The sequence below is a fragment of the Bacteroides xylanisolvens genome, assembly GCF_018289135.1.
GTDB classification, from domain to species: Bacteria; Bacteroidota; Bacteroidia; order Bacteroidales; family Bacteroidaceae; genus Bacteroides; species Bacteroides xylanisolvens.
In genome coordinates this window covers 1,977,823-2,001,102 of sequence record NZ_CP072216.1, presented here as the reverse complement: position 1 = coordinate 2,001,102, position 23,280 = coordinate 1,977,823, and the positions used below count along the sequence as shown (strand labels likewise).

Annotated in this window: 19 protein-coding genes; all 19 read left to right on the top strand. The window is 40.3% G+C overall.

Going from position 1 to position 23,280, the window contains the following annotated elements; genetic code table 11:
- Nucleotides 1–43: 43 nt before the first annotated feature.
- The 19 genes from INE92_RS08605 (at nt 44) to INE92_RS08520 (ending at nt 23,197) form a co-directional block, all read left to right on the top strand.
- Nucleotides 44–1,552 (top strand): DUF3078 domain-containing protein, encoded by a 1,509-nt coding sequence (locus INE92_RS08605; protein WP_212702010.1) that lies wholly within the window; start codon nt 44–46, stop codon nt 1,550–1,552.
- A gap of 259 nt (nt 1,553–1,811) precedes the next feature.
- Nucleotides 1,812–2,402: a UpxY family transcription antiterminator gene (locus INE92_RS08600; RefSeq protein ID WP_004299971.1), complete on the top strand. Its 591-nt coding sequence runs from the start codon at nt 1,812–1,814 to the stop codon at nt 2,400–2,402.
- 326 nt (nt 2,403–2,728) lie between these two features.
- Entirely contained in the window at nt 2,729–4,657 is a 1,929-nt protein-coding gene (locus tag INE92_RS08595) for a polysaccharide biosynthesis protein (RefSeq protein WP_151923173.1), read from the top strand.
- A gap of 47 nt (nt 4,658–4,704) precedes the next feature.
- A complete protein-coding gene (locus tag INE92_RS08590; RefSeq protein WP_151923172.1) occupies nt 4,705–5,538 on the top strand; it encodes a polysaccharide biosynthesis/export family protein in 834 nt (277 codons plus the stop codon).
- Nucleotides 5,539–5,548: 10 nt separating this feature from the next.
- Nucleotides 5,549–7,975, top strand: a complete 2,427-nt coding sequence (locus tag INE92_RS08585) for a GumC family protein (protein ID WP_151923171.1) — start codon at nt 5,549–5,551, stop codon at nt 7,973–7,975.
- 32 nt (nt 7,976–8,007) lie between these two features.
- The gene (locus tag INE92_RS08580) at nt 8,008–9,327 is read left to right on the top strand and encodes a UDP binding domain-containing protein (protein ID WP_195436479.1); all 1,320 of its coding nucleotides are present in this window, start codon (nt 8,008–8,010) and stop codon (nt 9,325–9,327) included.
- A 2-nt stretch (nt 9,328–9,329) separates the two neighbouring features.
- The gene (locus INE92_RS08575) at nt 9,330–10,394 is read left to right on the top strand and encodes an NAD-dependent epimerase/dehydratase family protein (protein ID WP_275952352.1); all 1,065 of its coding nucleotides are present in this window, start codon (nt 9,330–9,332) and stop codon (nt 10,392–10,394) included.
- 20 nt (nt 10,395–10,414) lie between these two features.
- Entirely contained in the window at nt 10,415–11,464 is a 1,050-nt protein-coding gene (locus INE92_RS08570) for a polysaccharide biosynthesis protein (RefSeq protein ID WP_007761186.1), read from the top strand.
- Nucleotides 11,465–11,471: 7 nt separating this feature from the next.
- Entirely contained in the window at nt 11,472–12,677 is a 1,206-nt protein-coding gene (locus tag INE92_RS08565) for a capsular polysaccharide biosynthesis protein CapF (RefSeq protein WP_128131252.1), read from the top strand.
- Nucleotide 12,678: 1 nt separating this feature from the next.
- A complete protein-coding gene (wecB, locus tag INE92_RS08560; protein ID WP_128131253.1) occupies nt 12,679–13,869 on the top strand; it encodes a non-hydrolyzing UDP-N-acetylglucosamine 2-epimerase in 1,191 nt (396 codons plus the stop codon).
- A gap of 148 nt (nt 13,870–14,017) precedes the next feature.
- Complete coding sequence (locus INE92_RS27085; protein WP_255421034.1) at nt 14,018–14,146, top strand: hypothetical protein; 129 nt, start codon at nt 14,018–14,020, stop codon at nt 14,144–14,146.
- Nucleotides 14,147–14,712: 566 nt separating this feature from the next.
- Nucleotides 14,713–16,014, top strand: coding sequence for a lipopolysaccharide biosynthesis protein (locus INE92_RS08555; protein ID WP_128131254.1), 1,302 nt, complete (start codon nt 14,713–14,715; stop codon nt 16,012–16,014).
- Nucleotides 16,002–17,180 (top strand): hypothetical protein, encoded by a 1,179-nt coding sequence (locus INE92_RS08550; protein WP_212702009.1) that lies wholly within the window; start codon nt 16,002–16,004, stop codon nt 17,178–17,180. Before INE92_RS08555 ends, INE92_RS08550 begins: the two co-directional genes overlap by 13 nt.
- 19 nt (nt 17,181–17,199) lie before the next feature.
- Entirely contained in the window at nt 17,200–18,108 is a 909-nt protein-coding gene (locus INE92_RS08545) for an IS1595-like element ISBbi1 family transposase (protein WP_005807145.1), read from the top strand.
- A 70-nt stretch (nt 18,109–18,178) separates the two neighbouring features.
- The gene (locus tag INE92_RS08540) at nt 18,179–19,360 is read left to right on the top strand and encodes a glycosyltransferase family 4 protein (protein ID WP_158567729.1); all 1,182 of its coding nucleotides are present in this window, start codon (nt 18,179–18,181) and stop codon (nt 19,358–19,360) included.
- A 233-nt stretch (nt 19,361–19,593) separates the two neighbouring features.
- Nucleotides 19,594–19,995, top strand: a complete 402-nt coding sequence (locus tag INE92_RS08535) for an LbetaH domain-containing protein (protein ID WP_128131257.1) — start codon at nt 19,594–19,596, stop codon at nt 19,993–19,995.
- A gap of 1 nt (nt 19,996) precedes the next feature.
- Nucleotides 19,997–21,112 (top strand): glycosyltransferase family 4 protein, encoded by a 1,116-nt coding sequence (locus tag INE92_RS08530; RefSeq protein WP_128131258.1) that lies wholly within the window; start codon nt 19,997–19,999, stop codon nt 21,110–21,112.
- A gap of 1 nt (nt 21,113) precedes the next feature.
- Entirely contained in the window at nt 21,114–22,238 is a 1,125-nt protein-coding gene (locus INE92_RS08525) for a CapA family protein (RefSeq protein ID WP_128131259.1), read from the top strand.
- Between the two features lie 23 nt (nt 22,239–22,261).
- Complete coding sequence (locus INE92_RS08520) at nt 22,262–23,197, top strand: ATP-grasp fold amidoligase family protein (protein WP_128131260.1); 936 nt, start codon at nt 22,262–22,264, stop codon at nt 23,195–23,197.
- Nucleotides 23,198–23,280: the final 83 nt, after the last annotated feature.

Below are 23,280 nucleotides of genomic sequence, written 5' to 3'. Positions count from 1 at the left end.
TGAACAAAATAATGTAGCTTTGCACCCTAAACCATAGACAAATATGATGAGAATTACTACTTTATGTTCAGCGTTTATTCTGTCAATCTTATCGTTATCGCTTTTTGCACAGGAATCTGTCGATCCCTCTCCACTTCCGACTGACTCTCTGCAGCCTGCTCCTGAAGCGATTAAACCTGCCAAAACGGTTAAATCTTCAACAGTTGTGGCAAAAGCCAGAGTCGTGAAAACAGATACGCTTTCGGCGGAGCTTCAGAAATATTTGATGCTCAAACTGAATATGTCGGGGCCGACTCCGAAACTGGATACCGTTTCTTATTTATATAATAAGTATGTCGCGCAATTAGATTATTTGAACGATCTGGCTGTGCCGCCACGTTATATTCCGTCTGATCCCGATTATTTTCGTCTGTTCACACCATTGGCATATTATTATGCTCCGATGGCACAATATTCGAAATTGGAATGGAAGCCTATGCAATGGGACACCACTCCTCAACTGACAGCGGAACTTCTGCCTTATGATACCCTGGCATTTACTAAGACCCAGCGTGTCGAAAAAATAGTGAATAGTGCATTGATGGATCTTTATTTGGAACATCCGAACTTAGTTGTCACTACAGAAGACCGTATTATGAGTCGTGATGTATTCCGTCATGATGTGAAGCCAAAGATATCTCCGAAAGCAACAGTTATCCATCTGTTCCAACCGGAAAATATGGATGATAATGTAGGAAAAGCCAATATGAAGATTAGTCGGCCGAACTGGTGGGTGACCGGAGGTAACGGATCGTTGCAGATTAGCCAGAACCACCTTTCGGATAACTGGTATAAGGGAGGTGAAAGTAACTTCTCCGGATTAGCCACTTTTCAGATTTTTGCCAACTATAATGACAATGAAAAGGTGCTGTTTGAGAACCAGCTGGAAGCTAAAGTAGGTATGACTTCCACTCCGTCAGATGAATACCATAAATATCTGTTCAATACAGACCAATTTCGTTTGTATAATAAATTAGGTTTGAGAGCTTTCAAGAATTGGTATTATACCATTTCGTCCGAGTTTAAGACACAGTTTTTCAATGGATATAAAGCTAACAGCGAAGAATTGGTTTCATCTTTCATGTCTCCGGCAGATTTGGCGGTCAGTGTCGGTATGGATTATAAATTGAGTAAGAAGAAATTTAATCTTTCTGTGTTTATGGCGCCGTTGACTTATAACTTGCGTTATATCGGTAATTCTGAAGTAGACGAAACAAAGTTTGGCTTAGACAAAGGAAAATGCTCTAAAAACGACTTTGGTTCCCAGTTGCAATCCACATTGAACTGGACCATCATCTCTGCAGTAACTTTAGAGTCTCGTCTCAATTATCTGACCAACTATCATTGGGCACGTGTAGAATGGGAAAATACATTCAACTTCGTTTTGAACCGTTATCTTTCTACCAAGCTCTATATACATACCCGTTTTGACGATAGCTCGAAACCGACTGAAGGAGACAGCTTCTTCCAGTTGAAAGAATTGCTTAGCTTCGGTATCAATTATAAGTGGTAAGTAAATCGAAAGAATAGAAATCAGGCGCGGAAATTCCGCGCCTGATTTGTTTAGGGATGTTGTATAAAATATGGGTGGTAGAATAGAACCAATGTGATAGCGGATTTTTCACGTCCAAGATAGTCTTAACTGTATATTTCTATTTGTATGTAAAAAAAGAATGCGTTTTTTCTTGTTTACTATTTATAATTTTATCTATCTTTGTCACCGAATTCAATCCATTGCCTAAGGGGTATGGAAAAATGAGGGGTAAAAATACATGATCATTAAGAAAAATGACGATCGAAATCTTCTGCCAACAGATGTGATTGGCAGCAGCGTAGCGCGCTCAAAACGTTGGTTGGTGGCAATCGTACGTATTTGTCACGAGAAAAAAACGGGTGAGCGGCTTACGAAAATGGGGATCGAAAATTTCCTTCCAATTCAACAAGAAGTTCATCAATGGAGCGACCGCCGTAAAATTGTCGACCGGGTACTGCTTCCGATGATGATTTTCGTTCACGTTGATCTGCAAGAACAAAAAGAAGTCCTGACTTTATCTTCTATCAGCCGTTACATGGTATTACGTGGGGAGAGTACTCCGGCTGTTATTCCTGATCAACAAATGTTGCGATTTAAGTTTATGCTCGATTACTCGGATGAGACGATTAGCATGAGTACATCGCCATTGGCTCCGGGAGAGAAAATACGGGTAATCAAGGGACCATTGGCAGGATTGGAAGGGGAATTAGTACATGTGAATGGGAAATCGAAAGTTGCTGTTCGATTGACAATGTTAGGGTGTGCATGTGTAGATATACCGGCTGGGTGTGTAGAGCCGGTATCTGAAAATGGGGATTTACGTGATTGAGTAATCAATCTATTTTATAGGGGTATGGGGATTTTACTGCAAAAATGTAATGAAAGTCTGTAAAATAGCAGGCAGTCTATCTGACATCGGTAACCAAACAGTGGATATATTTATCGATGACCTCTCTTAAAAATAAAAATCCATAAAGTATTATGAATTATATCTTTACAAAAGATATAGTGTAGAAATGTATGTACGTATCGAAAGATGAAGGGATTCTTTGTTGGGCTACACCAACATGGAAATCGTAGTCATAGTCCTTGTACTGATCATAATCAATCAGATAAATCAAATTTCGAAATATTATTTTATTCATTTATACTATAATGGAAAAAACATTGAAGGACATAGTGCAATATGTCCGCAAAAATTATTTCAGTTATTGGGTTATTTTAGGTATTGACACGGCAATTTCTGTATTATGTTCGTTGGTCGCCTATGTGGTAATTCATTATATGGCGCGTGTTCCACTGACCGACTGGATGCTCTGTAAATTTGCTTGCGTTTCTTTGGTGGCAAGTGTTGCGGGCTCTTTATTATTCCATACTTATCGTAATACAATTCGTTTCTCACAGGCACGTGAACTTTGGCGTATCATGTGTGCCGTTTTATTTAAAATAGCCTGTTTGGTCATTATTTCTTTTGGAGTTATATATGAGACCCAATTGCCATATAATTATAAAATATCCTATCTTCTATTTGATGGTTTATTGACTTTAGTGATCTTGACGACCTTTCGTGTATCATTGATAATCGTCTATGATTTTTTATTGGATTGGGTGAATAAAAAGAACACACGTATTCTTATTTATGGTACTAATGAAGAGAGTGTAGCCTTGAAGTTACGTCTTAGGGATAGTGCACATTATAAAGTAGCCGGTTTTTATGTATATGGTAAAAATAACAGCCGACGCCGATTGGCAGATCTTCCCGTTTATTACTTTGAAAATGAATCGGATGTTGATTATATCATGCGGAAGCGCGGAATTAAGGGGATTCTGTTTGCCCGTTATGAAGATACCCGTCTGGAAGAAAAACGCCTTCTGGAATATTGTAAAAACAATGAACTTAAAACATTGATAGCTCCTACTATCAGTGAAGCGGATTCTGATGGAAACTTTCATCAGTGGGTACGTCCTATTAAGATTGAGGATTTGTTGGGTCGTGCCGAAATTAATATCAACCTTCGTCAGGTTGCAGAAGAATTCAGGGGAAAAGTGGTGTTGGTGACTGGTGCGGCAGGCAGTATTGGTAGTGAACTTTGCCGTCAATTAGTGCAGATGGGAATTCAGAAACTTATCATGTTCGACTCTGCAGAAACACCTTTGCATAATGTCCGTCTTGAGTTTGAGAAAAAATATCCAAATATAGATTTTGTTCCGGTGATTGGTGATGTGCGTGTGAAGGAACGCGTTCGTATGGTATTCGAATTGTATCATCCTCAAATCGTCTTTCATGCCGCCGCTTATAAACATGTACCATTGATGGAAGAAAATCCTTGTGAGGCTGTACTTGTCAATGTGACCGGTTCCCGTCAGGTGGCTGATATGGCTGTGGAATATGGTGCTGAAAAGATGATTATGGTGTCTACGGATAAAGCTGTAAATCCTACTAATGTAATGGGCTGTTCCAAGCGTTTAGCTGAAATCTATGTTCAAAGTCTGGGATGTGCTATCCGTGAAGGAAAAGTGAAAGGTAATACCAAATTTATCACCACCCGCTTTGGTAATGTATTGGGTAGTAACGGTTCTGTCATTCCTCGTTTTAAAGAACAGATAGAGAATGGTGGGCCGGTGACTGTTACTCACCCCGATATTATTCGTTTCTTCATGACCATTCCCGAAGCTTGCCGTTTGGTAATGGAGGCCGCCACAATGGGTGAGGGCAATGAGATCTTTGTTTTTGAGATGGGAAAAGCAGTCAAGATCGTTGATCTAGCGACTCGTATGATCGAATTGGCTGGCTATCGTCCGGGTGAAGACATCAAAATAGAATTCACGGGATTACGTCCGGGTGAGAAGCTTTATGAAGAGGTCTTGAGCGATAAAGAAAATACGATCCCAACAGAGAATAAGAAAATCATGATCGCCAAAGTTCGTCGGTATGAATATACTGATATTCTTGATACTTATGCAGAGTTTGAAAGGTTGTCGCGTGCGGTAAAGATCATGGATACCGTGCGGTTGATGAAGAAAATAGTTCCGGAGTTCAAATCAAAAAATTCTCCGCGATTTGAAGTACTGGATAAAGAATAAATAGGAAATAATCAACAAAAGATTCTATAAATAAATTATCATTTAATATGAATAAATCATTGCGCACGCATTTGAATGTACGAAGCTTGTATGAAAGTCTGTTTTCTTGCCTGATAGCGGCATTTCTGCTTGCTTCCTGTCAGTCTTATAAGAAAGTACCTTATTTGCAGGATGCGGGAGTTGTAAAGGACACCAATCAACAGGAAAATTTATATGATGCCAAGATAATGCCTAAAGATTTACTTACTATCATAGTGTCATGTACTAGTCCGGAACTTGCAGTTCCGTTTAACTTGACGGTGGCAACTCCTGCCAATGTGGCTACTGCCAGCACCCAATTGACTACCCAGCCTGTTTTACAACCTTATCTGGTAGATAATGAAGGCAAGATCAATTTTCCTGTTCTGGGTGAATTAAAAATAGGTGGACTGACGAAAAGAGAAGCTGAACAACTGATAATAGACAAACTGAAACCTTACATAAAGGAGACTCCGATAGTTACTGTCCGTATGGTAAACTATAAAATTTCTGTATTAGGTGAGGTTGCCCGTCCAGGTACATTTACTATCAACAATGAGAAAGTCAACTTGTTGGAAGCTCTTGCCATGGCCGGTGACATGACGGTCTGGGGAGTTCGTGACAATGTAAAACTGATTCGTGAAGGTGCTGATGGCAAACAGGAAATTGTGACATTGGATTTAAACAAGGCGGAGACAATTCTTTCTCCTTATTATTGGTTACAGCAGAATGATATAGTCTATGTGACTCCTAATAAAGCAAAAGCTCGTAACTCCGATATAGGTAACAGTACCAGCTTGTGGTTCTCCGCTACTTCTATTCTGGTATCATTGGCAAGTTTATTAGTAACAATTTTCAAATAGTAATATAGATATGATTGGGGAAAAAAGAGAGAACCGGGGTGAGCAACCGGAAGAGCAGGTGGATATTCAGGAAATCCTTTTCCGTTACCTGATCCATTGGCCTTGGTTTGTGGTTTCTGTAATAATCTGTATCGCCTGCGCATGGGGCTACCTGCGTTTGGCCACTCCTGTCTATGATATAACTGCCACAGTCTTAATCAAGGATGATAAGAAGGGCGGTGGTGCGAGCATGTCCTCCGAACTGGAAAAGATGGGACTGGACGGCTTCGTTTCCTCGTCGAACAATGTAGACAATGAAATCGAGGTGCTGAAATCAAAGTCTCTTGCCCGTGAAGTGGTCAATAATCTGGGACTGTTTGTGACTTATAAGGATGAAGATGAGTTTCCTAATAGGGAACTTTACCGTACCTCGCCCGTAGTGGTGAGCTTGACTCCACAGGAGGCGGAAAAACTGTCTGCACCAATGGAAGTGGAGATGACTTTATTTCCTAATGGTGGGATGGATGCGTTGATAACAGTGAAAGACAAAGAGTACCGGAAACAATTCGATAAATTACCTGCTGTTTTTCCGACCGATGAGGGGACGATCGCCTTTTTTGAAAGCAAGGATACATTGACGACCAATCAGGCTAAGGAGGAAAGTAAAGAGCGTCATATAAAAGCTTTTATAAACCGGCCGATGTCTGTGGCCAAAGGATATATCAAATCTTTGTCGATAGCCCCTACATCAAAAACTACTTCTGTAGCTGTTCTTTCGTTAAAGAACTCAAATACCCGGCGTGGCAAGGACTTCATCAACAAACTCCTTGAGATGTACAATATCAATGCCAATAATGACAAGAATGAGGTAGCCCAAAAAACCGCAGAATTCATCGACGAACGTATCGGCATTATTTCCAAGGAACTTGGAAGTACAGAACAAGACTTGGAGAACTTCAAGCGTAGCGCCGGAATTACAGATTTGAGCAGTGAGGCGCAAATAGCCTTAACCGGTAATGCTGAATATGAAAAGAAACGTGTGGAAAACCAGACTCAAATCAATTTGGTGATGGATTTGCAACGCTATATGCAAGGTAATGAATATGAGGTCTTGCCAAGTAATATTGGATTACAGGATGCAGCATCAGCTGGTGCAATAGACAGATATAATGAAATGTTGGTTGAAAGAAAGCGCTTGCTCCGTACATCAACCGAGAATAATCCGACGATCATAAATTTGGATACTAGTATCCGTGCGATGCGGAGCAATGTACAGGCTACGCTGGATGCTACATTGAAAGGATTGCAGATAACCAAAGAAGACCTTGCCCGTGAGGCGAACCGCTATTCTCGTCGTATTAATGACGCTCCGACCCAGGAACGCCAGTTCGTAAGTATCGCCCGGCAGCAGGAAATTAAGGCCGGTCTTTATTTGATGTTACTTCAAAAACGTGAAGAGAATGCCATCACTTTGGCAGCTACAGCAAATAATGCCAAGATTATTGATGAAGCGTTAGCGGACGACAATCCGGTTTCTCCTAAGAGGATGATGGTCTATCTTGCCGCCTTGGTATTAGGAGTAGGATTTCCGGTAGGTATTATTTATCTGATTGGCTTGACCAAATTCAAGATTGAGGGCCGTGCTGATGTTGAAAAACTAACTTCTCTTCCTGTTATTGGCGATATCCCGTTGGCGGATGAAAAGTCCGGTTCTATAGCTGTATTTGAGAATCATAATAATTTGATGAGCGAGACATTCCGTAATGTACGTACCAATCTTCAGTTTATGCTTGAAAATGGCAAGAATGTGATTCTGGTGACTTCTACCATCAGTGGTGAAGGTAAGTCTTTTGTATCATCTAATTTGGCTATTAGTCTTTCTTTGTTAGGGAAAAAGGTTGTGATAGTAGGTCTTGACATTCGTAAACCGGGATTGAATAAGGTTTTTAATATTTCCCAAAAGGAACATGGTATTACCCAGTTTCTGACCAATCCGACAAAGAATCTGATGGATTTAGTACAGCCTTCCGATATAAACAAGAATCTGTTTATTCTTCCGGGCGGATCAGTTCCTCCCAATCCAACGGAATTATTGGCTCGTGACGGCTTGGAAAAAGCCATCGAAACGTTGAAGGCTAATTTTGACTATGTGATTCTGGATACGGCCCCCGTGGGTATGGTAACTGATACCTTGCTGATAGGTCGCACAGCTGATTTGTCGGTATACGTATGCCGTGCTGATTATACCCGTAAGGCAGAGTTTACTTTGATCAATGAGCTTATGGAAAACAACAAACTGCCTAACCTCTGTATCGCCATTAACGGCTTGGATCTTCAGAAAAAGAAGTACGGCTATTATTATGGTTATGGTAAATACGGCAAGTATTATGGCTATGGCAAGCGTTATGGTTATGGCTATGGTTATGGAGAGAAGCATACAAGTCGGGAGGGTAAATAAACTGCTATTGATAAAACCAAATCAAACATAATATGCGTGATTTCAAAGAGATTCGGGTCGCAGTAGCCGGAACTGGCTATGTGGGACTGAGCATAGCGACACTGCTATCACAACATCATCATGTAACTGCCGTGGATGTAATCCCGGAAAAGGTGGAGAAACTGAACAACAAGGTTTCCCCTATCCAGGATGATTATATCGAGAAGTATCTGGCTGAAAAGCCGCTTGATCTTGTTGCCACTTTGGACGGGAGGTTAGCCTATGCTGACGCCGACTTTGTGGTAATAGCCGCTCCTACAAACTACGACCCTGTGAAGAATTACTTCGATACGAGTCGTGTGGAGGAAGTTATCGATCTTGTGCTTGAAGTGAATCCCGATGCCGTAATGGTCATCAAATCGACAATTCCGGTGGGCTATACCCGTAACCTTTATGTAAAATATGCCCAGAAGGGAGTAAAGAAGTTCAACCTGCTGTTCTCACCGGAGTTCCTTCGTGAAAGCAAGGCCCTTTATGACAATCTCTATCCGAGCCGTATCATCGTAGGTTATCCGAAGATCATCGACCGTCCGGAGTTTGCGGAAGAAAATGAGGCGATCCGTTCCGTCACGGATGTCACTATGTTACAGGAAGCAGCTAGGACATTTGCTGCCCTTTTGCAGGAAGGGGCTGTCAAAGAAAACATCGACACGCTCTTTATGGGCATAAAAGAGGCGGAAGCAGTCAAGCTTTTCGCCAACACCTATCTGGCTCTCCGTGTCAGCTACTTTAACGAACTTGACACATACGCTGAAATAAAGGGATTGGACAGCAAAGCGATCATTGAGGGCGTAGGCCTTGACCCCCGTATTGGGACACATTATAATAATCCTTCATTCGGTTATGGCGGTTACTGCCTGCCGAAAGATACAAAACAACTCCTTGCCAACTATCAGGATGTTCCTCAGAACATGATGTCCGCAATCGTGGAATCAAACAAAACCCGTAAGGATTATATAGCTGATGCAGTGCTCCGCAAGGCAGGTTATTATACGGGAAATGGACAATGGGACGCATCCAAGGAACATACTTGCGTCATCGGTGTATACCGCCTGACCATGAAATCGAACTCTGACAATTTCCGCCAGTCCGCCATTCAAGGTATAATGAAACGTATCAAGGCGAAGGGTGCGGAAGTGATCATCTATGAACCCACGCTTGAGGACGGGACTACATTTTTCGGCAGCAGGGTTGTTAACGATCTTGCTGGATTCAAGGTGCAGAGCAAGGCTATCATAGCCAACCGTTTTGACAACAGTCTGGAAGATGTGGAAGCTAAGGTTTATACACGTGACATTTTTAGAAGGGACTGACCATGTTGTCATATAATGTAGAGCTGGACGGAAAGACTGTGCTTGTAACGGGTGCTGCCGGTTTTATTGGTAGCAACCTTGTCATGCGCCTTTTCCATGATTTCCGAAATATCAGGGTAATCGGTGTTGATTCCATCACCGATTATTACGATGTCAATATCAAGTATGAGCGTCTCAAGGAAATAGAGTTGTTAAACCGTGACTGGACTTTTGTCCATGCCTCGATTGCCGATAAGGATGCGGTAGAAAGAATTTTCTCTGAAGACAGAATTTCCGTTGTCGTAAATCTTGCGGCCCAGGCGGGCGTCCGTTACAGTATCACCAATCCTGATGCCTATGTCCAAAGTAATCTTATCGGTTTCTATAATATCCTTGAAGCCTGCCGTCATTATGAGGTGGAGCACTTGGTTTATGCTTCTTCATCATCCGTATACGGCAGTAACAAGACAGTTCCGTATTCAACTGATGACAAGGTTGACAACCCGGTCAGCCTTTATGCAGCAACAAAAAAGAGTAACGAGTTGATGGCTCACGCATACTCAAAACTCTATAATATTCCATCAACAGGCTTACGTTTCTTTACGGTTTATGGTCCTGCAGGTCGTCCGGATATGGCGTATTTTGGGTTTACCGACAAGCTTGTAAAAGGCGAAACTATCAAGATTTTCAATTATGGTAATTGTAAGCGTGATTTTACCTATGTGGATGATATTGTGGAGGGAGTAGTACGTGTTATGCAACACGCTCCAGAAAAAGAGAATGGGGAAGACGGACTTCCGATTCCACCATACAAAGTATATAATATCGGTAACAGTCATCCAGAGAACCTGCTTGAATTTGTAACTATTCTTCAGGAAGAATTAGTCCGTGCCGGTGTGCTTCCGAAAGACTATGATTTTGAGTCCCATAAAGAACTTGTGCCTATGCAACCGGGTGATGTGCCTGTAACTTATGCTGATACTACTTCATTGGAACAGGATTTTGCTTTTAAACCGGGTACAAGTTTGAGAGATGGGCTAAGAAACTTTGCAGAGTGGTATGTAAAGTTTTATAATACGGAGAAATAAAACAATAAAACAATAAAACTATGAGCATTTTTGCGGGTAAAACCCTAATGATTACCGGTGGAACAGGTTCTTTCGGTAATGCAGTCTTGAATCGTTTCCTTCGTACCGATATCGGTGAAATTCGTATATTTTCACGTGACGAGAAGAAGCAGGACGATATGCGCCACGAATATCAGGCTAAGTATCCTGATGTGGCAAACAAAATAAAATTCTTTATCGGTGATGTACGCAACCTCCAGTCTTGTAGGAACGCCATGCCGGGAGTAGACTATATCTTCCATGCTGCTGCCTTGAAGCAGGTTCCGAGTTGCGAATTTTTCCCAATGGAAGCTGTAAAGACAAATGTAATTGGTACTGACAATGTATTGACGGCTGCAATTGAAGCGGGTGTTGGTGCCGTAATCTGCCTTTCCACGGATAAGGCTGCCTATCCAATCAATGCTATGGGTATCACCAAAGCTGTTGAGGAAAAGATAGCAGTGGCAAAGAGCCGTTACTCCGGTAAGACCAAAATTTGCTGTACGCGTTATGGGAATGTAATGTGTTCTCGCGGTTCTGTAATCCCTCTGTGGATAGAGCAGATCCGCAATGGTAATCCTGTTACTCTGACTGAGCCTAAAATGACACGTTTTATAATGTCTCTTGAAGAAGCTGTTGACCTCGTACTCTTCGCTTTTGAGCATGGTCAGAATGGTGACATCCTCGTTCAAAAAGCTCCGGCTTGCACCATCCAGACTCAGGCAGAGGCTGTTTGTGAACTCTTTGGTGGCAAGAAAGAAGACATTAAAGTTATCGGTATTCGTCATGGTGAGAAGATGTATGAGACATTGCTTACCAATGAAGAATGTGCCAAGGCAGAGGATATGGGCAATTTCTATCGTGTACCGGCAGATAACCGTGGATTGAATTACGACAAATATTTCAAAGAGGGTGAGACAGAGCGTAACACGCTTACAGAGTTCAATTCAAACAATACACGAATCCTTAACGTGGAAGAAACCAAAGCCAAGATTGCAGCTTTGGACTATATAAAGAAGGAGTTGAGTGGTGAGGGCAACTTCGTACAGTAATAAAATTATGAAGATATTAGTAACCGGTGCCAAAGGTTTTGTAGGGAAGAATCTTTGTGCCCAACTTAATAACATCAAGGACGGTAAGGCTCGTTGTTATGGTGAACTGAAGATTAGTGACGTATTCGAGTACGATCTTGACTCTACTTCGGAACAACTGGATAATTGGTGCAAAGAGGCCGATTTCGTATTCAATCTTGCCGGGGTGAACCGCCCTAAAGACAATGATGAATTCATGAAAGGTAACTTCGGTTTTGCAAATACATTGCTTGACACCTTGAAGAAATATCATAACACTTGTCCCGTCATGCTTTCCTCTAGTGCGCAAGCCTCATTGACCGGTCGCTTTGGTGACAGTGAATATGGTCGTAGCAAAAAGGCGGGTGAAGATCTTTTTCTACAATACGGCAAAGAGACAGGAGCCAAGGTTTTGGTCTATCGCTTTCCGAACCTTTACGGTAAGTGGTGTCGTCCAAACTATAACAGTGCCGTAGCCACTTTCTGCAATAATATTGCCAATGACTTGCCTATACAGGTCAACGATCCGAGTGTAGAACTTGAGCTACTTTACATTGATGACCTTGTGGACGAAATGATTCATGCCTTGAAAGGGGAGGAATATCATTGCGAATTCGAAGGGCTTGACGTACAACCGAAGGCTGACGGCAGATATTGCTATTGCCCTGTCACCCATAAGGTAACGCTTGGTGAAATCGTTGACTTATTACATCAATTCGCGGAAATGCCTAAGACACTGATGATTCCGGAAATCCCGACTGATTCATTTGCCAAACGTCTGTACAGTACCTTTTTGAGCTACTTACCAAAAGAAAAAGCGATCTTCGACTTGAAAATGAATGTAGATCAACGTGGCAGTTTCACAGAACTTGTACATACCTTGAATTGTGGCCAGGTAAGCATTAATATCTCCAAACCAGGTGTAACCAAGGGTGAACACTGGCACAATACCAAATGGGAACAGTTTATTGTAGTCAGTGGGCATGGGCTTATTCAGCTTCGTAAGGAAGGAACAGACGAAGTGCTTAACTATGAGGTGAGCGGAGAGAAAATACAATCTGTCATCATGCTTCCCGGTTATACTCATAACATCATCAATCTTTCTGATACGGAAGATCTGGTGACAGTGATGTACTGCAATGAGATATTCAACTCGGATAAACCGGATACATACTTTGATAAAGTAGAAAAATAATATGGAAAAACAACCTAAATTCGATTATTCAGATATAAAATTCAAGGATAATGGTAAATTGAAGCTGATAATCGTTGTCGGCACTCGTCCCGAGATTATCCGTTTGGCGGCTGTCATCACCAAATGTCGTCAGTATTTCGATGTGATTCTTGCTCATACCGGTCAGAATTATGATTACAACCTCAACGGCATATTCTTTAAAGATTTGAAGTTGGCAGAGCCGGAAGTATATATGGATGCCGTAGGTGATGATTTGGGAGCTACTTGTGGTAATATCATCAATTGTTCATATAAACTCTTTGCTCAGACAAAGCCGGACGGAGTTCTTGTACTTGGTGATACCAACTCATGTTTGAGTGTAATTGGTGCGAAGCGGCTGCATATTCCAATTTTCCATATGGAAGCAGGTAACCGTTGCAAAGACGAGTGTCTTCCGGAAGAGACCAACCGTCGTATTGTTGATATCATCAGTGATGTGAATATGGCATACTCGGAACATGCGCGAAGATATCTTGCCGATTGTGGTCTACCTAAGGAACGTACCTATGTCACGGGATCACCTATGGCGGAAGTGCTCCATAACAATTTTGCAGAAATAGAAGCTAGCGATGTACATCGGCGTCTGGGCCTGGAGAAAGGAAAATATATTTTGCTCTCTGCTCATCGTGAGGAAAATATCGATACCGAGAAAAACTTCCTTTCGCTTTTTACGGCTATCAATAAGATGGCTGAAAAGTACAATATGCCGATTCTCTATAGTTGTCATCCTCGTAGTCGTAACCGTCTTGCAGAGAGTAGTTTCAAACTTGATGAACGGGTTATCCAACATGAGCCTCTTGGTTTCCATGATTACAATTGCCTTCAGATGAATGCTTTTGCTGTTGTTAGTGATAGTGGTACATTACCTGAAGAATCAAGTTTTTTCACCAGTGTGGGACATCCCTTTCCAGCTATTTGCATTCGAACCTCTACTGAGCGTCCAGAGGCTATTGACAAGGGCGACTTTATCATTGCCGGTATTGACGAGAAATCATTACTTCAAGCCGTAGACACAGCCGTTGAACTTTGCCGTGATGGTCAGCATGGTATTCCTGTGCCCGACTATGTAGACGAGAATGTCTCAACCAAAGTTGTGAAGATTGTGCAGAGCTATGTCGGTATCGTCAATAAAATGGTGTGGAAAAAGTTCTGAAAAATATCAATCATCTGAACTGAAATAGGCTGAATGGATGTTCCAAATAGATTACAGTTTATTCTAAGTATGTCAAATGAACTTTATTACGATGAATATTAATCTATCCAACTCCTAATGCAGCAACTCTATAAAACAAGAGATCCCTATGAATAGAATAGCAGTAATCTATGGTCATCATGGCAATGGGAAGACACGTATTCTCAATTTCGTGTGTGAGTTGATTCGTGAGAACGAGGGCGAAAGCCTGTCATATTTCGCACGCTTTAATGAATGATAAATTAGAAAAATGCTGCAAAATACGTATCGCAAGCAAGTGATAAACTTTATGACGCTTATGAAGTAGCAAGATGGAATAAAATTGAAAATCAGTATCAGATTATAGAGGGTCATCTTGTAGGAGTGGAATCAAGAACTATGACAAGGCTTTGGATAGTATTCCAACCGACAAGTCCAGTCTGGGTGTTGGCACTGTAGGGTTAAAAATCTCAATTTCAGTATGTACTGAATTAAATCCTGATTCCTATATAGGAACCATGAAGAAAATAATTTTAGCAAATGCAATGACAAGCTATTATGGTTCAATTTATGTTATCAATCATGCCAAAGGATACTATTCAGCAAGGTTTATTCTGAAAGCTTATCTTCGAACCCCTTTATGCGTATATGGGTGTGAGGGGGGGATAAAGTAAGGATATAAACTCATTTTCCGACAAGTTTTTAATGTGTTTGTACATTTCAGTTGCATGTGTCTATTATCTATTCAATAGAAAATAATAAATGTTTAGTATAAAGACTCAAATAAGGAAAAAGTTCATAGGAACTGATAGTCGCAGTAAAAAAATGTATAAAAATACTGTGGCAATGATCGGTATTAGGGGAGTTTCAATGATTCTTACCCTGATATCAGCTCCTATTATGCTTCATCATGTAGATAGGGCAGATTATGGAGTATTACTAACCCTCACCTCAATTGTAGGTTGGGTTGGGTATATGGATGTTGGTTTAGGAAATGGACTCAGAAATAAATTACCAGAATTTTTGGCAAAGGGAGACTTTCATTCTGCTAAGAAGATTGTAAGCAGCTGTTATGTAACTCTTGCTATATATGTAGCATTAATTATAGTAATCTTTTTGATGGTTAGTCCTTTTGTTGATTGGTTAGGAGTTCTGAATTCCCCCACAAGTGATGCTGGTGAAATTCGAGGACTTACAAATGTAGTGTTTATAGCTTTCTGTATTCAGTTCTTGTTTGGATTAATAAATTCAATTCTATTTGCTTATCAAATGCCTGCGTTCCAATCATTGTTTACTTTCGTGGGACAATTTATTGCTCTCATTGCGTTGGTAATACAGGTATATGTGTTTGATGTTACTTCCGTCTTACAGATAGGTGCTGTCAACAGTATGATTCCTCCTTTAGTTCTGTTCCTGGGGTCTATCGGACTTTTTAGAACGAAACTGAAAGAAATTGCACCATCCTTCAAATTATTTGAATTCAAATCAGTTGGTAGTATCTTAAGCCTTGGATTGAAGTTTTTTGTCCTCCAAATGATTACAATTGTACTTTTTCAGGCCAATAGCATTATCATAGCAAGAGTCGTAAGTCCAGAAGCAGTGGTAGAGTATAATTTAGCATTTAAATATGTCAGTCTTTTGACTATGATTTTCACTATTGTCATCACTCCTGTGTGGTCTGCAACAACGGATGCTTATGTTCGTAAAGACTTTGCATGGATAAACAAGACAATCTCTTTATCACGAAAAGTCTGTATTGCGTCTATTTTTATTGGTGTATTGATGGTATTGGCTTCTAAGTTTGTATATGGCATATGGCTGGGCAAGGGCACAATAGACATAAATTATTCAACCACTAGTCTTATATTATTGTATATTTCATTTGAAATGTTGTACAAAGTCTATGGAACTATCATTAATGGAACAGGAAAAGTATTTGCGCAGATAATACTGACAGGAGTAATTGCAATCATTTATATACCGCTTGCAATACTTTTGGGCAAATTATTTGGCTTGTCTGGAGTGTTAATAGCAAATGCTATTGTATTTGCGCTGAATTACTTATGGTCTAAAGTGCAATGCAATAAACTCATCAGCCAAACTGCAACAGGGATATGGAACAAATAACCATATATAACGACAAGACAAACAAGACAAAGTGGTATGAGTATGCCATTCTTCTGTTCATAATTCTATGGTCGGGAGGAGGTTTCACCTATGGGCTTTTCCTTGAATGGATGTTGTATATGATGCCAGTCGTTGGATTCATTTTTTTTCATCGAGGTTATAAACTTTCAAATTCGACAATTCTGCTAATTGGTGTTGTTTTATCTGTTCATTTCTTACAAATGGTGAATTTTGGTGGAGCCATTGTCAATCTCATTAAGCCAACATGCTTACTCTTAGTTTGTGCTATGTTTGCTAAGATAATTTCCTGTAAGTTTGTAAAAGTATATTTAGATTTAGTTTATTTCATTTCACAGGTTTGCTTGGTATTGTGGGTAATTTGCCTGTTTCCATTGGGACTATCCTTTCTTCGGTCAATTGCATCACAATTTCCTCTTTTAGGTTGGGATAATATTGAGAGCAATACAAATATTGTAGATACATTATACATATTTAGTATCCCTCAAGATTTTAAAGGTCTTATGCGAAATTCAGGTCCCTTTTGGGAGCCAGGCCGTTTCACTATATATATAACACTAGCATTGGCTATTAATCTTTTCTATTTCAAAGAAAAGATTACATCGAAGAATAGTCTTGTATTGCTACTTACAAATCTAACAACATTTTCTACGACTGGATATGTAGCTACAGCTACATTGTATGTGGGATATATATTCTTTTCAAACATCAAGAGAAGTAATAAAATCATCTTTTCTATAATACTGTTTGCTGTTGTATATTATGTGGGGCAATTGGATTTTATGACCGAAAAAATTGCTGAGCAATCAGCTGATGATTCCACTTGGTCAAGATTTGGCGCCATTGCATACCATTGGAATCAGATAACGCAATCTCCGTTTATTGGCTTTGGTCCATTTCTTTCAAATATTTTTGGAGATGAACTTTTAAGTAGTCCAAATGGATTGACTGATTTGATGAGGTATTATGGTATTCCATTATCCATAGTGTTTTACTACTTGTTATATAGAGGAACAAAAGTATATGTAGGTAATAGTCACAAGGGAGCGAATGTGTGCGTTTTTGTATCATTGTTGCTTTTATGTTTCTCACAAACAATTACATATTCTGATTCTCCGCAAACACACCTAATATTTTTAGTATATTAGCGCTCAAAAAGCAGGGATTATGAACATATTCAGTTTTACGGCTCATTTCGGTTCGGAGGAAGATTGTCGTTTGCATTTCAAGGAGCAGCGTGATAAGGAAGGGGTTGTCTGCAAGCGATGCGGGGGCACTTCCCATTATTGGTTACAGGGTAAATGGAGTTATGAATGCAAAGGTTGCCGTTTCCGCACCTCGTTGCGCAGCGGTACGATCATGGAGAGCTCCAAGCTGCCGTTTCTGGTGTGGTACAAAACGATGTTCCTGATGAGTTGCACAAAAAAGGGATTCTCCACCAACGAACTCCAGAAGCAATTAGGATTGAAGCGTTACGAACCGGTATGGGCGATGGTACACAAACTCCGCAGGGCGATGGGCAACCGGGATGCAAGGTATACACTGGAAGGGATGATAGAACTGGATGAGGGTTACTTTTCGGTGGCCAGTAAGGAAATCGAGCGAGGCAAGGGTACACGTGGCCGGGGAGCCGAGGGAAAGCAGAACGTTGCGGTGATGGCCGAAAGCACCCCGTTGGAAGATATCGAAACGGGCAAAAAGGAGAAGCATGTGCGTTATTTCAAGGCCAGGGTACTGGATAGCCATCAAAGTGAAGGAATCAACGGCGTGGTCAGGGACTGCATGGAGGATGATGCCATCGTATTTTCGGACAAAAGCACTTCTTACGTTGACATCTCCGATCTGGTGGAATTGCACGTCACCGAGAAATCAGACGCCAAAACCACCAAGGAAACACTCAAATGGGTGCATATCGCAATCAGTAATGCAAAACGGACATTGCTGGGCAACTACCATAAAATCAAAAGGAAATACTTACAGTTGTATCTCAACGAGTTTATTTACAAATTAAACAGACGGTATTTTGGAGACAAACTCTTTGACAGACTAGTAATTGCGAATATAACAGGTGCATAAACGGATAATCAGATTACATATTCACCTTTCTTTATGGTTCTATATTTTTTTGCATTTAATACATGCACGTATGATAAATAAAATCGGAATTCTTTGCACATATTCATTCCCCGAAGGGATGGCTCCTACCATAAGAATACTATCCTATGGACAGGGGTTAGTGGATAATGGATGTAAGGTTGAAGTTGTGGTATTTCAGCCAAAGGTCGGCGATAATGCATATTCTCTTTCAGGTTATGTTGGAGGTGTTAAGTACGCCTATGCCCATAAGAGGGACACGAATAAGTCCAAGTTATATAAACTTTTTGTTGATAGGCCCAAGTCTCTCTTAAATGCCATAAAGAAAATAAGGAATTCCCATAAAGAGGAAAAGTTTGATTGTATACTCTTAAGCTTTGACCATCCTACATATCTCCTCTTTTTTGTTCCAGTGTTGCGAATCATGGGAATCAAGATTGGATTTATTGGTGATGAGTTTCCTGAGCCTATTAGGAGGCTGAAATCAACGATTCCTTTTTCCTATAAGCTTGCATACAAATTTGTTTATCAGTTCATTTCGTTTAGAGTTCTCATGACAGAGGCTCTTCAAAAGTTCTATGATGAGCTAGTGTGTGAGAAGCCTACGTATATTCTATGCTCAATTTTAAATACGGCTCGTTTTGATGGTATAGTAAAGCAAAAAGTTTCCCGTAAGTATATGTGCTATATGGGAAATATGATGTTGGCAAAAGATAATGTTGATAACATCATCAGAGCTTTTAAGAGAGTATGCGATGATTTTTCTGATGTTGACTTATATCTTTATGGTACACCTAATGACAAAGATAAAAGTGTTGTCGAAGGAGTAATAGCAGAACTTGGATTAGGAAATAGAGTTTTTATTAAAGGAAGAATAGATTATAACTTAGTTCCACAGACTCTTGCAAATGCAGAGATTCTTGTGACGTCTCAACCTGTTACAAAGAGAGCTGCAGGTGGTTTCCCAACGAAATTGGCAGAATACATGATGAGTCATACACCGGCAATAGTGACGAATGTAGGAGAGATTCATTGCTATGTGCAAGATAACAATACTGTTTACTTGGTAGATCCTTGCGATGATGTCGCATACGCAGAAAAGATGAGATATATCCTATCACATCCTCAAGAGGCAAAAGAAGTGGCAGGAAGAGCGTATGACTATGCTATAGCCAACTTCGGTTCAAAAGAAGTGACTAAAAAACTTATTGATTTTCTTAACAATACATTATAGATAAATATGAGCACTATCACATCTCGCAACCACCTCCACTTCTATCTTTATGCAGACATGATGATGAATAGAGGGTACTTCAAAGAACCTCTCAAGAAGAAGTTGTTGCATTTGGTGGCTCCAAATTACATCATGGAGTTCCTTAAGGCAATGAGAAAGGTGCAGTATTACTCTCTCAGTGTAAACGCGGGGGTAAACTGTTGTTTATAGTCAATAAACTGCGTTTCTTTAGATTGTCTCGTAAGCTTGGGTTCAGTATCGGATATGATGCCTGTGATTATGGTCTTGTTATCCCTCACTATGGAACTATAGTAGTGGGAAATACCAACAGGATAGGGCCATACGCAGTATTGCATGCATCTACTTGCATCACAGATACAGGCAGGAAGATAGGCAAGGCTCTGAGCCTTTCAACAGGAGCAAAGATTACAGGTGGTGAGATGTTGGGCGATCACATAGTCGTGGCGGCCAATTCCGTTGTCACCAAATCCTTTCCTGAAGGCAATGTTTTGTTAATGGGGATGCCTGCAGTAAAGAAGGCCGAATTGTCTGATTGGTATTCATCGTTGAAAGGAGAGATAAAAAGAAGAGTAGATGAAGTCGAAAAATTGAGAACAAAATTGCAATTTGAATAATATGAGTACTACTTACATTGTTTTTAACTCGTATCACCCAAATACTGCTCCAACAAACAGATTGCTTAGTTTTCTCAGAGGTTTCTCTGAACTTGGAACTGAAGTAGAAGTAGTTTTTTTGGAACCTGATTCCAAATATAGTAAGGTCACGGAACAATTGTCTCATGTTCATTTTCGCTATATGTGGGATGGTATGAGGCTAAAAGGTCGAGTATTTGCAAAACTTGCCAGTTTCTACAATGGATGGAAGTTTTCCAGAGGCCTTAAGGCTGGAGATAAGGTTATTCTACTGACGATTGGAAGAGTGTTTTTCAATTTGATAAATCGGAAAGATATCAAATTGTATCATGAGCGAACTGAACATCCTGACATCTATAAAATTAAGGGATTTGATGTTGAGAAGTATAAGAAGCATATCAAGGACTTGGAAGGCATGTTTGTTATTTCAACGGCTCTCAAGGATTATTTCGCCTCTCTGGGGTTATTGAAAGAGAAAATTAAAATTGTGAACATGACTGTGGATAACAATCGTTTTATCGGACTTAAGAAGCAAACATCAAAGAAGTACATCGCATATTGCGGAACCGCTTCTAATAATAAGGATGGAGTTGATGAGCTGATTAAGTCTTTCGCTATTGTGCATAAGTCATATCCAGATGTAAAACTTTACATTATCGGTAAGACTCCAGATAAGGATGATGTGTCTGGCAATTTGGAGCTGATAGAAAATCTTGGTGTGAAGAACTCTGTTATTTTTACGGGCATTGTTTCAGCTGCCGAAATCCCCCAGATATTGAAGAATGCCACTGTTTTGGCTCTTGATCGTCCAGACTCGTTACAGGCGCAATGCGGATTCCCAACTAAACTTGGAGAGTATCTCCTAACAGAGAATCCTGTTGTAGTGACTAAGGTGGGTGACATTCCTCTTTTCTTGAAGGATGGCGAGACTGCACTTCTTGCAGAAGAACGTAACCCGCATGAATTCTCTTCTAAACTGTTATGGGCATTGGAGCATCCTGCGGAGGCAATTGAAATAGGAAAGGCTGGTGCGCAGGTTGCAATGCGAGAATTTAATTATTTGAACGAAACAAAAAAGATTATTAAAGCTATACAATAACATGAAGGTACTAGTTGCAGGAGATTTCTGCCAAAGGTTTCGAGTGAATGAGAAGATAGAACAGAAGGAGTTCGGTAGCATGTTTGATACTATAAAACCTATCATTAGCGCATGTGATATTAAGGTGGTTAATTTTGAGTTTCCCATTGTAACAGAGACGGGAAAAACCATCAAGAAGATTGGCCCTACACTTAAAGGATCTGAGTTTGCGGTAGAGGCAGTAAAGTATGCTGGATTTAATGTTTGTACCCTTGCCAACAATCATATTTTGGATCAGGGCGAAGCATGTTGTCTTGAAACCAAGGATTTGCTTGAAAAAGGTGGTATATTCACTGTTGGTGTAGGAATAGATCTTAATGATGCGGCCCGAATTCTTTATATCGAATCTAAAGGAAGAAAGTTGGCAATCATCAACTGCTGCGAGAATGAGTTTAGTGTGGCTACAGAATCCACTGCTGGCGGCAATCCTCTGCTGCCAATTCAGCAATTCTATAAAATTCAAGAAGCAAAAGAGAATGCTGACTATGTATTGGTTATAGTTCATGGAGGTATAGAACATTATCAGTTACCTACATCAAGAATGATAGAGACCTACCGTTTCTTTATTGATGCAGGAGCAGATGCGGTAGTCAATCATCATCAGCATTGCTATAGTGGTTATGAGAGATACAAAAGTAAGCCCATCATATATGGTCTTGGAAATCTGCTCTTTGATAACCCTAACTGCAGAAATGACATTTGGAACGATGGCTATATGGTGGAACTTAATTTCGAGGCAGAAGAAATAGAGTTCAAGCTGCACCCTTATACACAATGTAATGAGGAACCTACAATACGCCTCATGACAGAGAACCAAAAGAATCAGTTTGAGAGAAGTATTGAAGAACTAAACCGCACTATAGCATCACCGGTAGAAATCAATAAGGCCTTGGATGCATATTCTAAGAGAATGAGAAAGTTTGTACTCTCATCATTCACTCCTTGGACTAACCGTTTGCTTTTGGCTGCATTCGTTAGAGGTCTTCTGCCATCTTTTCTTTCAGCAAAGCGTATACTCAATATCAAAAACCGTATTTCATGTGAGTCACACTATGATTTGACAATACGGGAGCTTAAACGCAAGTAATTATTTCATAATCGTCAAGATAAATGAGTAAACGTAACAGATTGATAAAAGCGATCAAGCACCCAGAATGGTTGCTTGCTGTGGTCTTCCGTAGATTATCTCCTTTTATAAAGAATGATAAATTCTATTTGCGAATTTTGTATTTCTTGGAAATGAAAGGAAAAATACTTCATTTGGAGAATCCGAGGACATTTACAGAGAAACTGCAATGGCTGAAAATCTACGATTATAAGCCAGAATACACTCAATTGGTGGACAAATTGGCAGTCAAGGATTATGTGGCTTCGCGTATAGGTAAAGAGTATGTCATTCCTACGTTAGCTGTTTGGAACAGTGTGGAGGAGATTGACTGGGATTCTCTACCTAGCCAGTTCGTTCTGAAGACTACTCATGGTGGAGGAGGGTGCGGTGTTGTGGTTTGTACTGACAAGTCAAAATTGGATAAAGAAACAGCGATAAAGAAATTAAGAGTGTCTATGCATACAAATGCTGGGCAGATTTATCGGGAGAAACCTTATTTGAATGTTCCACGAAAAATCATTGCAGAGAAGTTTATTGCAGAGCGAAAAACACATTACGAGAATTCATTCGAGGAACTGAAGGACTACAAGTTTTTTTGCTTTGGGGGCAAGGTGAAGTGTTTCAAGATAGACTTTGGTCGTTTCGTAGAGCATCATGCAAACTACTATTCTCCTGACGGTGAGTTTCTACCATTTGGGGAGAAGGCTTATGAACCCGATTCGAATCATGTGGAGAACATGCCCGACAATCTTTCAGAAATGATAGATGTTGCTGAAAAACTGTCAAGTGGTTTCAAGTTCTTGCGAGTGGATTTATATAATGTAAAAGGTAAAATATATTTTGGTGAACAGACCTTCTATCCTGCTGCAGGTATGGGCGCATTTATGCCTGAAGAATGGGATGAGAAGATAGGTGAATGGTTGAAGGTGTCAAAATAATAATTAACGTCCACACAGGTAAAGTTTATGATTTTTTCAGTGTCTATCGAAGTATATGACGCTATATCAACGGGCGGAACGAT